Genomic DNA, 14817 nt, shown 5'->3' on the forward strand with positions numbered 1-14817 from the left:
CACTCACTTCTTGATCACTTTAGGCACCAGGAAGAACTGCCCGTCTGTTTCAGGCGCATTTTTTAGTGCCTCCTCGTGGCTGGCCGATCCTTTAATCTCATCTTCACGAAGCACATTTATTTCTTCGCTCATATGCATTAAGGGCTCCACATCTTTAAGATCCAGCTCATTCAACTTTTCAACAAAACCAATCATGTTCTGAAGATCTTTAGAAATATCTTTTTTTTCCTGCTCGGTAAAAGTCAGTTTGGAAAGATGTGCTAATTTATCAACTAATGCGTCATTTACTTCCATATATCAAAAATAGTTGAAATGTGCGAACAAGGCGGCTTCTTAATTGGCTGATAAAAATAATTCAGCGGGCAGGTTAAAAAAATTACGAAGCCGTTGGGCCATTTTAAGGGTGATCTCCCTTCTTCCAGAAAGTACCAAAGATACATGTCCTTTACTGCCGATAACAGGCTCCATGTCTTTGTTTTTTAATCCCTGTTCCTGCATTTTTTCTTTTATCACTTCCAGTATATCCACCTGGGGCATTTTAATCATTCTGTCCTCATAATCTTTTATAAGTAGAAGCAGTACACCCAATTCATCATCTTCTGCTGTGCCAGCCTCAGCGTGAAATATTTCCATAGCTCTTTTTACAGCTTTTCGATGTTCATTTTCTGTTTTTATTACTTTCCAGTTCATGTTGTTTGTTTTACAGATCCAGGTCATATGCTATCGATGATACATCAATTTTATCATATTCCTGGTGTGTGCCGAACCAAATTGTATAGTATGCTTTTCGCAGAAAATTAATAGAGACTACCAATCTGTATTCATTGCCCTTAATATTGAACACTACCCACTGGTTATTTACAATACTTGCATTTCTATACTGTTCCTTCAACTGGTTAAAATTATTGAACTCCTGCTTTAGCATTTCGGTATACCATGTCAGTAGTTGATTTTTAGCTTTAGGATACCGCTCAGCGTAATAAATAATTGTTTTCCGGTTGATGATGTTCACTCTGCAAAATTACGAATTTGTTTTCAAATTGAAAACAAATCGAATGGCGATGCTCAGCCAGGTTATTACAATACTTTCAGACTTTCTTCCTTATCGTTGTCTATTTTTTTAACTAACGCCTCCAGGCTGTCAAATTTCTCTTCCGACCTTAAAAATTGCTTCACATATACCCGCAGCGTTTTGCCATAAATGTCGCTCTGGAAATCAAAAAGATTTACTTCTATAACCCTTTTTGTACCATCTACAGTGGGTCTGAAGCCAATACTCATCATTCCTTTTAAAACGGGGCCATAGCTGCCATCTATATTTTTTACTGAAGCGTAAACGGCATAAATGCCGTCGCAGGGCAATATCTTTTCTTCATTCTGCACTTTTAAGTTGGCGGTAGGATAACCTAATTCCCGCCCTAATTTATCACCATGCACCACTTCCCCTTCAAAAAAGAAATGATACCCCAGCAGGTGATTGGTAGTGGCAGTGTCACCATTAAGGATAGATTCCCGTATTTTGGTGGAACTAATGCCTATATGATCCAGGATATGTTTAGGAATTTCTTTAAGATGATAACCATATTTTTCCTGGTAGCTTTCTAACAGCTTGTAATTTCCCTTGCGGTTTTTCCCAAAATGATGGTCGTAGCCGATGATAATGGTGTGGGGGTGAAATTTATTGATCAGGAAGTCCTGAAGGTAGTCTTCAGGCTCCTGGTTAGCGAAAACCTCGGTAAAAGGGGTTATTACTAAGTGATTGATTCCCAATTGCTCCAGTAATTCTGTCTTTTCACTCAACGTGTTAATCAGGCGAATACCCAGTATAGAAGAGGATACGATCTTCCGCGGATGCGGGTGAAACGTAATAATAACTGACTCGCCACCCGCTTCCTGTGCGGTTTTCGTTAACTGGTCAATTATTTTTTTATGACCTTCGTGTACACCATCAAAAGTACCAATGGTAACCACTGCATTTTTGAAAACCGGTAACTGATTAATATCGTAATGAATTTGCATGAAACGCAAAAATAAGTTTACAGGTCGAAATGTTGAAAAGTTAGCTGGGAGGGTGAACAATAAGCGGTTATTAATGAACCTGCTTTTATTCTATCTTCGCGGCAAATAGAAGAATTTCCGGCCGGTAGAAATGTTGGCAACCGGTTAAATAAAATTAAAGTAAAGAATGTCGTTATATTCCAAAAGAGGTGTGTCTGCCCAGAAAGAAGAAGTGCATGAAGCGGTAAAAAAACTGGATAAAGGCCTGTATGAAAATGCCTTTTGTAAAATTTATGCTGATGTATTGGTAGGTGATCCTGATTGGGTGAATGTAATGCATGCGGATGGAGCGGGTACTAAAAGTATCCTGGCCTACCTGTATTGGAAGGAAACAGGCGATGCCGGCATTTGGAAAGGGATTGCGCAGGATGCTATTGTAATGAATCTCGACGATTTGCTTTGTGTAGGTATTTATGATAAACTGGCTTTTTCGTCAACCATTGATAGAAATAAAACCCTGATACCGGCTGAAGTATTGAGTGAAGTGATCAACGGCAGCCAGGAGTTTTTTGACACTATGAAAGCATGGGGCGTGAATATCACTTTCATGGGTGGAGAAACAGCAGATGTTGGAGATGTAGTGCGTACGATGGCGGTTAACGGAACCATGGTGGCCAGATGGCCTAAAGAAAAACTCATCACTAACGAAAAAATTAAACCCGGTAATGTAATTGTCGGCCTGGCTTCTTTTGGTAAAGCCAGCTATGAAACAGCGTATAACAGCGGTTTGGCAAGTAATGGTTTAACCAGCGCGAGACATGATGTTTTGAATAAGTTTTATGCAGAGCAGTACCCCGAAACTTTTGAGCCGAAACTGAGTAGTGATGTGGTATACATTGGTAAGCACAGGCTTACTGATAAAATAACGGTTGATGGCGCCGAAACAACTATCGGAAAGCTGGTTTTAAGTCCAACCAGAACCTTTGCACCGGTAATGAAAGTATTGCTGGAAGAACATTTCGATGCCATTAATGGATTGATACATTGCAGTGGCGGGGGGCAAACCAAATGCATGAAGTATATGCCAGATAATGTCAAGATCATAAAAGATAACCTGTTTACCCCTCCTGTTATTTTTGATATCATCAGGGAAGCCAGCGGCGCCGATGCCCGCGAAATGTACCAGGTATTTAATATGGGAACCCGCCTCGAAATTTATACCAATGAAGCCGATGCTGCTGCTATTATCGGCGTTGCCGGAAAACTGGGCGTTCCCGCACAGGTAATTGGCCGCGTGGAAGCTTCAGAAAGCAAATCACTGGAGATCATTACACCAGATACTTCGTTTACTTTTTAAAGAAAGGAGGGGTTTGTTTCTATTCCCGGGCTTTCTTCTTAAGTTTACTTTATTAAACGATGCTGTTTATGGATGGTGAGCCGGTTGATATTACGAAGGAAGCTGTCATAAAAGCTTTCAAGAGTTTTGCCTTTCGCATTTTTGAAGTTTCGCGGAATGAACAGATTACTAATGTATGGGCGCAGAAAAAAGAAGATGAGGAACAGGGACGTGCGCTTTATCTGGGGCTAAATGCTTCTGATATCAATAACGACGTGATTATCCGGGAATGTGTGTCCGCCATACGGCAATTATTCAAACTCGGTGAGGCGCAATCTTTCGAATACAATATTACACTGCATGGTAAAGAGGTTAAGTTCCTGATAAAGGTAATACCTGCATCTTACAGAGATGATTTTGCCCTGGTAATTGTTGAAAAAACAGAGGCAAAGGAAATTGTTGAAGATAGATGGAGCCTGGCACTGGATGCAGTAGGGGACGGCATCTGGGATGTGAACCTGCAAACCAACCGGATATTCTTTTCACCCAAATGGGAAGAGATTTTTGGCTATTCGCAACGCGAAATTGTTACAACCGATGACTGGGCGGCTAAGATACATCCGGAAGACCTCGTGGCTTCTGGCAGGATCATGGAAGAGTTGCTGGCCGGTAAAATTCCTATTTATAGTTCTGAGCTTCGATATAAATGCAAAGATGGTAACTACCGGTGGATATTGAGTCGTGGGGTGGTAGCCAGCTATAGTGATGATGGCAAACCGCTTCGTTTTATCGGAACTCATAAAGACATTCACCAAAGGAAACTGGAAGCTATCGCCCAGGCGGAGGACAAGAAGCGATACAAAATAATATTTGATTACAGCCTGGCTATAATTTGTACGCACGATCTTGAAGGAAATATTCTAAATGTAAATGCCTATGCTGCGTCAGTATTTCAATATAGCTATGATCAGTTGATCGGCAAAAACATTACTGATCTTGTTCCGGGAAAAATTAAATCCGAGATACAATCACAGTATCTTGATGTTATCAAAAAAAATCCTACAGCCGAAGGAGAATTAAGCATTGTTGCAGGTGATGGCAGCATTCGTCATCTGTTATACAAGAATTATTTATTTAGTAACCCGGATGGCGAGCAATATGTAATTGCTTTTGCACAGGATATTACCGAACGTATGCATACTGAAGCTGAGTTGCGTGCCAGTGAAAAAACCTTTGCTACTTATTTCAATTTATCCGGTACAGGGATGGCGGTTGTTAGCCCCGACGGTAAATGGAATGCGGTAAACGATGCACTGTGTAAGATGTTGGGATATACCCGTCAGGAATTTTATCAGCTCACCTTCCAGGATATCACTTATCCCGAAGACCTGCACCAGGATTTGGACCTGATGCAAAAAGTTTTGAATAACCAGTCTGACAGTTATAGCATAGAGAAAAGATATATTACCAAAACCGGAACGGTTATATGGATGTTGCTTACTACTTCTGTTGTAAGAAATGATGCCATGCAGCCCTCGTTTTTTATATCTCAGCTGGTGGATATAAGTGCAAGAAAAGCGCTTAACAACGAATTAAAAACTAAAAATATTGAGCTCAGCAGCGCACAGAAAAGACTGTTAAATAAGGTGAGGGAGCTGGAAGAAATAAGTCATGCCATAGCGCACAATCTGAGAGGGCCCGCCAAAAATATCAATTTACTAACGAAAGTATTGCTGGTAAAGTGTGGCAGCGTTATTGATGATACAGATGCCAATGAACTGGCAGAAACATTTACTGTAGATGAGCTGGCATCGCTGATAGATACAATTGGTGTTTCAATGACCAACAACCTGGAAACCTTGCTGAACATCGCGGAGGTTAGGTTAAATAGGGAGCTACCCATAGATGAATGTGACTTCGAAAGCACTATAGCAGGTGTAATCGGGCAACTGGCGGGGGATGTTTTAGGAAAGAACATTTTTATTCACAAAACGCTTACCGTTAGAAAATTATATTATCCTCAAACTTATCTGGATAGCATTCTGTATAACCTGGTCAGCAACAGCATTAAATACCGGAACCTGATTTCAGCAACACAAATACAAATCAGCACCAGCAGTGGCGAAAACGATACTACCATATTACAGGTCAGCGATAATGGAGTGGGTATAGATATGAGTAAATTTGGGGATAAGGTTTTTAAATTAAACCAGGTGTTTCATAAGGGCAGAGATAGCAAAGGGGTAGGACTTTATCTGATCAAAACCCAGATCGAATCTTTAGGCGGAACAATACATGTAGAGAGCAACGTTAATGAGGGTAGCACATTTACAGTAGTTTTTAGGAGGCTTGAAGGTGTAGCCTAACCCAAACGGTCACTTTTGCAATTGCAGGTATTCGGTGGGAGTGAGTCTGAATTGTTTTTGAAAATTTCTTCCCAATTGGGTTAAAGTCTGGTAGCCTACCCGTTCGGCTATTTCGCTCAGGGGAAACATGCGCGTGTTCATTAGCTCAACTGCTTTTTTCAACCGGGAAATATTGATCATTTCATTAGGAGACAGATTGGATATGGACTTTACTTTACGGTAGAAAGTAGCGCGACTCATATTCATTGCCATCGCCAGTTGGTCTACATCCAGGTCAACGTCTGAAATATGTTCTACAATAAAATGATTCATCTTTTCAAGGAACTCCTCATCCATCTTGGAATGCGCCATACTTTTAATATGTGCTAAAGGCGACTGGGCAAAATACTCCTTTATTTTATTCCGGTTATTCAGTAAGCTAAAAACCTGTGCTGCCAGGTGTTCAGGAGAAAAAGGTTTTTCAATATATGCGTCTGCACCTGTATTAAGACCCTCAATTTTTGCCTGCAAAGTATTTTTTGCAGTTAGCAATATGACAGGTATATGACTTAATTCGAAGCTGGACTTTATTTTCTCGCACAATTCAATGCCGTCCATTTCAGGCATCATCACATCGCTGATCACCAGCTGTACTACCTGGTTGTTTAGAACTGATAAAGCCTGAACTCCATCCGGCGCTGTAAAAATGGTATAGATTTCGCCCAGGTCATCCAGTAGAAAATCGAGTATGTCCTCGTTATCATCCACGATTAATATTGCGGGCTTGTCTGAGTTGGATTCCATTATTTATTTAACTTCAGTTGGCAATTTAAGCACAAAAATATTTAAATGATTGGCTACATGCATGATTAGGCTACCTCCCTGCAATTCTGTTAAAGATCTTGATAACGCCAGCCCCATGCCAGTTCCGGTTATCTTATCTGTTTTTTTTGACCTGAAGAATGGCTGAAATATTTTGTTTCTTAAATCAGCCGGTATAAGAGGCCCGTCATTACTGATTTGTATGGTTGCAAAGCCGTCTCCGTCATCGGTTAAGGATATGGTAACGATATGTTGACAATATTTAACGGCATTGTCCAGCAGGTTACTCACGATCTTGGTAGTAGCTTCCTCATCAATTTTGCAGGCGTAAACTCCCTGTGCTGTAAAGTCCATTTTTATTCCTCTGCTTTCTGCCAAAGGATGAAAATTGTTCCAGATGTTTTTAACAAGATCGTTAATATTTCTCTGCTCCATTGATAGTGCAAATGCGCCGGCTTCAACACGCCTGAAGTCCAGCAACTGGTTGGTCAGGTCCAATAGCCGGTCTGTATTTTTATTCATTACAGCCAGGTACTTCTCCTTTTGAGGCGGCGATGCAAGTCCCCGCATTAATTTTTCCAGTGGTGCTTTGATAAGTGTTAATGGGGTCCTGATCTCATGGGCGATCTTGGTGAAGAAATCGATTTTGGATTCATAAGTTTCCTTTTCTTTGATTCGTTCGAATAGTTCCATACTTCGTTGTTGCTTTTCCAATTGACGATTATGATAAAACCTTATAATACCATAAACCGCTAATGCCGCAAGAAAAGCGTAAATAATATAGGCCGTGTTGGTACGCCACCAGGGTGGGAGTATTTTTATCAGCAAGGTTTTTTCGTTAGGAGACCATTTGCCATTCCCGTCGGTAGAGCGTACACGAAACAGGTAAGAGCCCGGTGATAAATTGGTGAAATAAACCCGCCGGCTTTTTTTTATGTAGTTCCACTTTTTATCCAGGCGCTCAAGTTTATAAGCATATTCAATATTACCCGGCGAAGTGAAGTTAAGAGCTGCGAAATCTATGTGAAATGTTGATTGATCGTGGGGCAGCGTTATCTCATTTGTAATAACAGCGGACTGATGTAGCGGCCCTTTTTCAGGATTTACAGATAATGAATTATTAAAAAAGGAAATATTAGTAATATAAACCGGTGGTGTATGATGCTCCATTATTAAGTTCTGCGGGTTGAAGCTGATCAATCCTTTTACGCTTCCCAAATAAATGGTTCCGTCTTTGCTCTTATAACAGGAAGAGTAATTGAACTGATCGTTAAGAAGCCCGTCCATCCTGGTGAAAATGCGGAGTATTTTGTATTGGGGATCCATTAAAACCAATCCTTTCGAAGTTGTTATCCATTTGTTATGCCGGGCATCTTCTACAATGGTATAGATCATGTTGCTGGGCAGGCCGGTACTGGTGGAGAAGATCAGAACATTATTGGTTTTGGTATTTAAATTATATAATTTATCTTCTGAAGCGATCCATATAGTTTTGTCATGTGATTCAAAAAGATAGGTAATGCGATTTTCGGCCAGAAGATTAATGTTGTTCTTTATAATCTGAATACGGCCATACGAGTTGCGGGCGGATGAATAATAATGTAGGCCGTCCTGGAAAGTTCCGGCCAGAACAGAACCGTCAGATAGCTCAAGAATGGAAGAGTAGAATGCTTCTTTAGGAAAATAACCGGGTGTGGTAAAGTTATTATCTTTCCTATTGTAGATGTAGATGCCATTAGAGGTGCCGACCCATAATTGGTCACTTGCAGTTTTGTAGAGGCTGTGTATGAAATTACTTCTCAGTCCTGTGGCCGGATTGCTGGTATAGTGATCGGTGATGATGCCTTCAGGTAAATTCATGGCATTAAGACCATGCTCAAAAGTGCCCACCCAAAGCTTGTTCTGAGAAAATGCGAGGCCGTGAATGTTAGTGTGGGCAATGCTTTTGCCTCTTTGAGAAGGTTTATAATTAGAAAATATTCCGGTTTGCGGATCGAATTTATACAAGCCATCATCTTCGGATCCTATCCATAGGTTTTCTTTATCGTCTGATGTTATCTCACGTATCGCATTGGCTTTGATAGTGCCTGTTCCAAATTGTGGGAAATATTTTTGAAACACCAGGCTCTTATTGGGCAGATAGTTGATGCCGCCAAAATAAGTTCCTATCCAAATGCCCCCCTGTTTATCCCTGCAAAAAGAATAAACTGCGTTATCACTAATGGCATAGGGATTTTGATAATCTTTTTTAAGATTATTAAAACTATTATGAGTAGTGTTGTATATGTATATACCACTTTCGGTAGCAATCCAGTATTCATCAGGCTTCATCTTCAAAAAGTCACGCGCAAATATTTCAGTATTATCAGCATTGTATATCAGTACATCATCATAAGTATTGCTTTCCAGGTTGAATTTTTTTATTCCCTGTGTAGCAGTGCCTATTAGCAGATATCCTTCACCTGTATCGAATATCCTTTCAAGCCAGGGCGATACAGGAGCTGGCGAATGTTCAAAGACAGAATAGAAACTAAATTTTTTGCTGTTGACATTATACCTGCCAATGCTGCCATACATGGTAGCTACCCATATTTCTTTGTTTTGCGATAATGTTATTGCTGTACAAAAATCCAGTTGCTCGCCTTGAATAGCAATTACTTTCCTGGTTGTAGCCGACAGCATGTACAACTTGAAGCCGATGATAAACCACATATTTCCTTCCGCGTCTTCTACCATTGCTCTCACCAGTTGTTTGGGTGTTCCGGCTGCATGGGAAAAAGTTTCAAGTTGAGGGCTATAAGCAAAAACGCCATGTTCGGTTCCTACCCATATTGTACCGTTGCTGCCTTCAAATAATTTCCATACCGAATTGTTGCCCAGGCTGGTAGGGTCATTTCTTTCATTCCTGAATATTTTAAAATTGTATCCATCAAAGCGATTTAACCCGTCTTTAGTTCCTATCCATATAAATCCTTTTTGGTCCTGTATGACACAGCTGGCTGTATTATTGGAAATGCCTTGTTCAACCTGGAAATGTTCAAAATAATAGCGTTGTGCATAAGACCGGTAGCTGAATAGGCTTATGTTGATCAATAAAAATATCAGGATGAAGAAGGTTCTCAACGCAATCTGTTTAACCAAACATACAATTTTTTGCTTACAGATCATTGGCGGTTTGGTAAGAAATAAGCGGGGGATGTGGCTGTCCGCGAAATAAGATAGATTTTAAAAAATGAGACGGTTTGATGAAAGAATGAGATGAAATTTCAATAAGGCTTTTAAAGTCAAAAATATATTTGTGCATCATTTTTAACGAAAAATTGTTTGCCATGTTCAAAAACCGGACAGTTGCTTATTGTGGCGTATTGCCATTGCTATCGATTTTTACATTCAATCCAACGAGACGAAAACTCGGGATCTTAACTGCCATGTTACTGTTAGTTTCCTTCGGAAGTAGTGCCCAGTCGTACGTATTAAACGGTTACGTGAAGGATGGTAATGGGAATGTTCTGGTAGGGGCATCCGCTTTAATACCGAGAACTAATAAAACGGCTATCTCAGACGCTAACGGGAAGTTTCTGCTGGAGGTGAATGATCCTAATGATAGCCTTATCATCAGCAATATAGGATACATTACACTTCGTGTATTGGCGGGTACAGAGGGTGAGAGAACTTTTACGCTTATTTATGATGAGAACAGGGCAAAGATGGATGAAGTGGTGGTCGTAGGTTTTGGCCGCCAGAAAAAGACAACGCTTACCGGTGCCGTATCGTCGGTTAGTGTTAAGGATATTGAACGCTCCGCAGTAGCACAATTATCAAATGCCATAGGTGGGAGACTACCGGGTATCATAACACGGCAATCCAGTGGCGAGCCCGGCGCCGATGCCGCACAGGTGTTTATAAGGGGTGTGGCTACGTTTGCGGGAGCCAGTACTGCGCCATTGGTATTTGTGGATGGTATAGAACGCCCTTTGAATAATATCAATGCCATGGAAATAGAAACCTTTTCTATTCTTAAAGACGCCTCAGCTACTGCTGTATACGGGGTAAGAGGTGCCAATGGCGTTATATTGATTACAACCAAGCGTGGTAAGGCAGGAAAGCCAAGGGTGGTTCTACGATCAGAGTATGCCAACCTGTATGCGCAGCGTTTACCTGATTATATAAATGCAGGGGAGTATGCTACATTAATGAATGAAGCCCGTACCAATGTTGGAAAAGGACCTGAGTATACGCAGGAAGAAGTTAGAAAGTATTCGGACGGTTCCGATCCGTATCTCTTCCCCAATGTGGACTGGACAGATGTAGTGATGAACAAAAGAACCTGGCAGACTATTAATAACCTGAATGTTTCGGGAGGTGGTGAGACAGTAAGATACTTTGCCAATATTGGTTATACTGAACAGAATGGTATATGGAAAAAGCCTGAGGGGAGTAAGTATAACAACAACGCGAATTTCAGACGATATAATTTCCGTTCGAATATTGATATGAATTTGTCTAAAAGCTTTGTGCTGGAGCTGGGCCTCGCAAGCATCATCGAAAGCCAGAATTACCCGGGCACGTCCAGTGATGGTATATTCGGTGCGCTTCGTAAAGTGACACCCATGAATTTTCCTTTATACAATCCTGATGGTTCTTTGGGCGCCGGTTCTGCAGTCAATGCCAATCCATGGGGACTGGTAGGTTATTCCGGATACACACAGCAGGACAAAAGTACGGTGCAGGGTACGGCTTCAGCTAAATGGGATCTGTCGCGTGTTGTTACCAAGGGATTGGAAATGAGTGGTAGATTTGGATATGACCACTATTACTTTGCAAATAAGGCACGTACGAAGAATTTTGCGATGCGTAGATATTATAAAGAAAACGGACAAGACCGATACCAGGTTATAAGGGAAGAAACACCGCTCGGTCTGGGGGTAGGTAATACCGCGAATAAAAATATTTATTACGAGGCTAAACTCAATTACAATAGGAACTTTGGTGTTCATGGTGTTTCGGGCTTACTATTGTTTAATCAGAATGAATTTAATGATCTTACTACTACTGTGCGTGAAAATAGTGTGCCTTACCGCAGGCGCGGCTATGCCGCAAGAGTAACATACGATTATATGGAACGTTATTTGATCGAGGGCAACTTCGGGTACAATGGTTCAGAAAACTTTCCTCCCGGGCAGAAATATGGCTTTTTCCCATCTGTCTCTGCAGGTTGGGTAATATCAAGAGAAAATTTCTGGGGGGAGAATAACCCTGTATCAGTACTGAAAATAAGAGGTTCTTATGGAAAGGTAGGCAATGATGCGATTGGAGGAAGACGCTTCCTGTTCTTGACTTCTGTAAATACTTCTACAGCGCAGTCTTATATGTTTGGTGAGAATATGACGAATTATCCGGGTATTGACGAAAATGCAATAGGTAACCCTGATGTAACCTGGGAGGTGGCAAATAAAACGAATATAGGCCTGGATGTAGAATTGCTCAAAGGAAAGATTGTGGTGCAGGCTGATTTCTTTAATGAAGACCGTTCGGCTATCCTGATACAAAGAGCAGACCTACCTTTCTTTACGGGTATCTATCCCTGGACTATACCATATGGAAACCTGGGTAAAGCCAACAACAGGGGTTTTGATGGTATGATAGAGCTGAAAAACTCTACGTCTTATGACCTTTCCTATTCATTAAGGGGAACCTTTACTTATGCCAAAAACAAGGTGATCGAATCAGCAGTTCCGCCCACGCGTTACCCATATCAACATCCTAATGGCACTATGATTGGTCAACCTTATGTTCTGGAAGCTATTGGCTTGTTCCAGAGTGAAGAGGAAATTAAGAACAGCCCGGTACAGACTTTCCAGTCAATAGTGCGTCCTGGTGATATAAAGTTCAGGGATGTAAATGGCGACGGTAAAATTGATGCCAATGACAGGGTTTATACCGGTTTTGCACGTACTCCTCAAATGATCTTCGGTTTTGGTGGTACTGTGGTGTATAAAAGCTTTGATCTGAGTATGTTCTTCCAGGGGGCAGCCAAAACCAATATTTTCCTTCAGGGCCCGTCCATGTATGCATTCAACGAAGGGTTTGGTGTGAACAATGTAATTCGCGAGTATTTCGATAACCGCTTTATTCCGGGTGCAGATAATTCGGGTGCTAAATACCCCCTGGTAATAGATATGATTAGTGAAAACAACTACAGGTGGAATAATACACTATATATGGTGGACGGTAGCTTTCTTCGCCTGAAGAACGCTGAAATAGGTTATACCATCCCTCAGAATCTTACCAATAAGTACAAAATTGCCACAGCAAGATTTTTTGTCAATGGGTTAAACTTACTTACCTGGGATAAAGTGAAGATCATCGATCCGGAATCTGACAATGGAACAGGTCGCTATCCGTTAACACGTAATATTAATTTCGGGCTTCAGGTTAATTTCTAAAACTATCTCATCGCCATTAAAAAAAAGACAATGAAACAATATATGAAACTTATACTAGCCATTTTTCTGAGCTTAGCATTGTTGACCTCTTGTAAAAAAGGTTTCCTGGACAAAGTGTACGATGAAGATCTGACGATCGATTCGGTATTTGCCAATGCCCAGTATGCGGAACGTTTTTTAAGCTCTGCATATTTCTCTCTGCCCGAAGAGTCAGAGTGGATTGAGTGGTGGGGACGCAATCCTTTTACCACAGCTTCAGATGACCTGGAGTGCACCTGGGGCGTATTCGGTAACCAAATGAACACCGGAAACTGGAACGCTGCTACTGTAGAACAAAATATTTACAGGGTTTACTGGGAAGGCATCCGTAAGGTAAATATTTTCATTGAAAATATTGATAAAACTGATTTTTCTGAACGCGAGCCATCAGCTACAGGCAGAACAGGCGAGCAACAAAAGCAGGAATTTAAAGGTGAAGCTCATTTTCTTCGCGCCTTCTATCACTTTATCGAAATGCGGGTACATGGGCCTGTTTCTATATTAGACAAGGCACTTTCAACAGCTGACGACTATACGAAAATCAAAAGATCTCCTTATGATGAGTGTGTAGCTTTTGTTGTTCAAGAATGTGACAGGGCGGCAGCGCTCTTACCTGTAAGAAGAACAAATGTGGAACTTGGACGCGCTACCAAAATGGCAGCACTAGCGCTAAAAGCCAGGATATTATTGTATGCGGCCAGTCCTCTGTATAATGGCAATTCAGACTACGCTAACTTTAAAGATGATCAGGGACGCAACCTTATTTCGCCTACTTATGACGCTAACAAATGGCAAAGAGCAGCAGACGCAGCTAAAGATTGTATGACACAGGCAGAAGCTGCAGGTTATATGATTTACAAGCCAACTAATGATCCCTACCAGAATTACTATAGACTATTTATTGACCGGTGGAATGACGAAGTGCTTTTTGCCAGGAATATGGGTACATTTAACAGATTGGAGTATGCTTCCGGAGCGAAGGGTATGGGAGGCTGGAGCGGATACTGTCCTACGCAGGAGTTGGTAGATGCTTTCCAGATGGCGAATGGGACCACACCTATTACTGGGTATAACACGGATGGTACCCCGATCATTAACACCGCTTCGGGATACCAGGAAACCGGCTATGCTGCGGCTGCCGGAACGAATTACCCAGCCGGGGTGAGAAATATGTATGTAAACCGAGAGCCACGCTTTTATGTAAGCATCAATTTTAACGGACAAAGATGGAGAGGCCGACAACTTGAACTTCATAATTCCGGCCGAGACGGACGCGCAGTGGGTAATGGCCAGGACTACCCGGTTACGGGCTATTTACTTCGCAAGTTTGCTGATGAACAAATTAACCTCACCCAGGCCGGTACTTTTACTTTTAAAACGTGGATATACTTCCGCATGGCTGAGGTGTACCTGAACTATGCTGAAGCACTTAACGAGGCTCAGGGGCCTACTGCAGACGTATACACAAATGTAAATAAGGTAAGAGAGAGAGCAGGGCTTCCTGCCTTGCCTGCCGGATTATCACAAACTCAAATGAGAGAACGCATCAGGCATGAGCGGCGGATTGAACTGGCTTTTGAAACACAGCGTTACTTTGATTGCAATCGCTGGAAGATAGCTCCTGAAACCAGTAATAAAACTTTTTACAGGTTAAGCTATGACAAAGGAACTTCTATCCAGGATGATGCTTTTTATCAGCGTGTTGTTTTAAAAAGAAGAATTTTCGAGGCGCCCAAACACTACTTATGGCCTATTCCTCAAACTGAAATAGACAGGGCTTTGTGGATTGTGCAAAACCCCGGATGGTAGTATGGTTAGTTATATAATTTAT

The 14817-nt window shown here is 41.4% G+C and carries 10 protein-coding genes; 4 read left to right on the plus strand and 6 right to left on the minus strand.

Annotated features, from left to right (window positions below):
• Window positions 1-3: 3 nt before the first annotated feature.
• From gatC to ACLOAU_RS13815, 4 genes are all read right to left on the minus strand, one after another.
• Window positions 4-294 carry an Asp-tRNA(Asn)/Glu-tRNA(Gln) amidotransferase subunit GatC gene (gene gatC, locus ACLOAU_RS13800; RefSeq protein WP_427862453.1) on the minus strand — a complete coding sequence of 97 codons (291 nt, stop codon included), beginning with the start codon at window positions 292-294 and terminating at the stop codon, window positions 4-6.
• Between the two features lie 39 nt (window positions 295-333).
• The gene (locus ACLOAU_RS13805; protein ID WP_427862454.1) at window positions 334-690 is read right to left on the minus strand and encodes a helix-turn-helix domain-containing protein; all 357 of its coding nucleotides are present in this window, start codon (window positions 688-690) and stop codon (window positions 334-336) included.
• A 10-nt stretch (window positions 691-700) separates the two neighbouring features.
• Window positions 701-1012 (minus strand): type II toxin-antitoxin system HigB family toxin, encoded by a 312-nt coding sequence (locus tag ACLOAU_RS13810; protein ID WP_427862455.1) that lies wholly within the window; start codon window positions 1010-1012, stop codon window positions 701-703.
• Between the two features lie 65 nt (window positions 1013-1077).
• Complete coding sequence (locus tag ACLOAU_RS13815; RefSeq protein ID WP_427862456.1) at window positions 1078-2019, minus strand: bifunctional riboflavin kinase/FAD synthetase; 942 nt, start codon at window positions 2017-2019, stop codon at window positions 1078-1080.
• Window positions 2020-2185: 166 nt separating this feature from the next.
• On the opposite strand from ACLOAU_RS13815, the gene ACLOAU_RS13820 reads away from it, so the two are divergent.
• Entirely contained in the window at window positions 2186-3355 is a 1170-nt protein-coding gene (locus ACLOAU_RS13820) for an AIR synthase related protein (RefSeq protein ID WP_427862457.1), read from the plus strand.
• A 59-nt stretch (window positions 3356-3414) separates the two neighbouring features.
• Entirely contained in the window at window positions 3415-5700 is a 2286-nt protein-coding gene (locus tag ACLOAU_RS13825) for a PAS domain S-box protein (protein WP_427862458.1), read from the plus strand.
• Between the two features lie 9 nt (window positions 5701-5709).
• Here the strand turns inward: ACLOAU_RS13825 and ACLOAU_RS13830 are convergent, their stop codons facing one another.
• Window positions 5710-6483 (minus strand): response regulator transcription factor, encoded by a 774-nt coding sequence (locus ACLOAU_RS13830; protein WP_427862459.1) that lies wholly within the window; start codon window positions 6481-6483, stop codon window positions 5710-5712.
• 3 nt (window positions 6484-6486) lie between these two features.
• Window positions 6487-9642, minus strand: coding sequence for a ligand-binding sensor domain-containing protein (locus ACLOAU_RS13835; protein WP_427862460.1), 3156 nt, complete (start codon window positions 9640-9642; stop codon window positions 6487-6489).
• 188 nt (window positions 9643-9830) lie between these two features.
• Here ACLOAU_RS13835 and ACLOAU_RS13840 point away from each other — a divergent pair, with 188 nt between their 5' ends.
• Together ACLOAU_RS13840 and ACLOAU_RS13845 are read left to right on the plus strand one after the other, a co-directional pair.
• On the plus strand, window positions 9831-12947 hold the full coding sequence (locus tag ACLOAU_RS13840) for a SusC/RagA family TonB-linked outer membrane protein (protein ID WP_427862461.1): 3117 nt from the start codon (window positions 9831-9833) through the stop codon (window positions 12945-12947).
• 30 nt (window positions 12948-12977) lie between these two features.
• Window positions 12978-14795, plus strand: a complete 1818-nt coding sequence (locus ACLOAU_RS13845) for a RagB/SusD family nutrient uptake outer membrane protein (protein ID WP_427862462.1) — start codon at window positions 12978-12980, stop codon at window positions 14793-14795.
• The last annotated feature ends 22 nt before the right edge of the window (window positions 14796-14817 follow it).

Source organism: Paraniabella aurantiaca, from assembly GCF_050309965.1.
GTDB lineage: Bacteria > Bacteroidota > Bacteroidia > Chitinophagales > Chitinophagaceae > Niabella.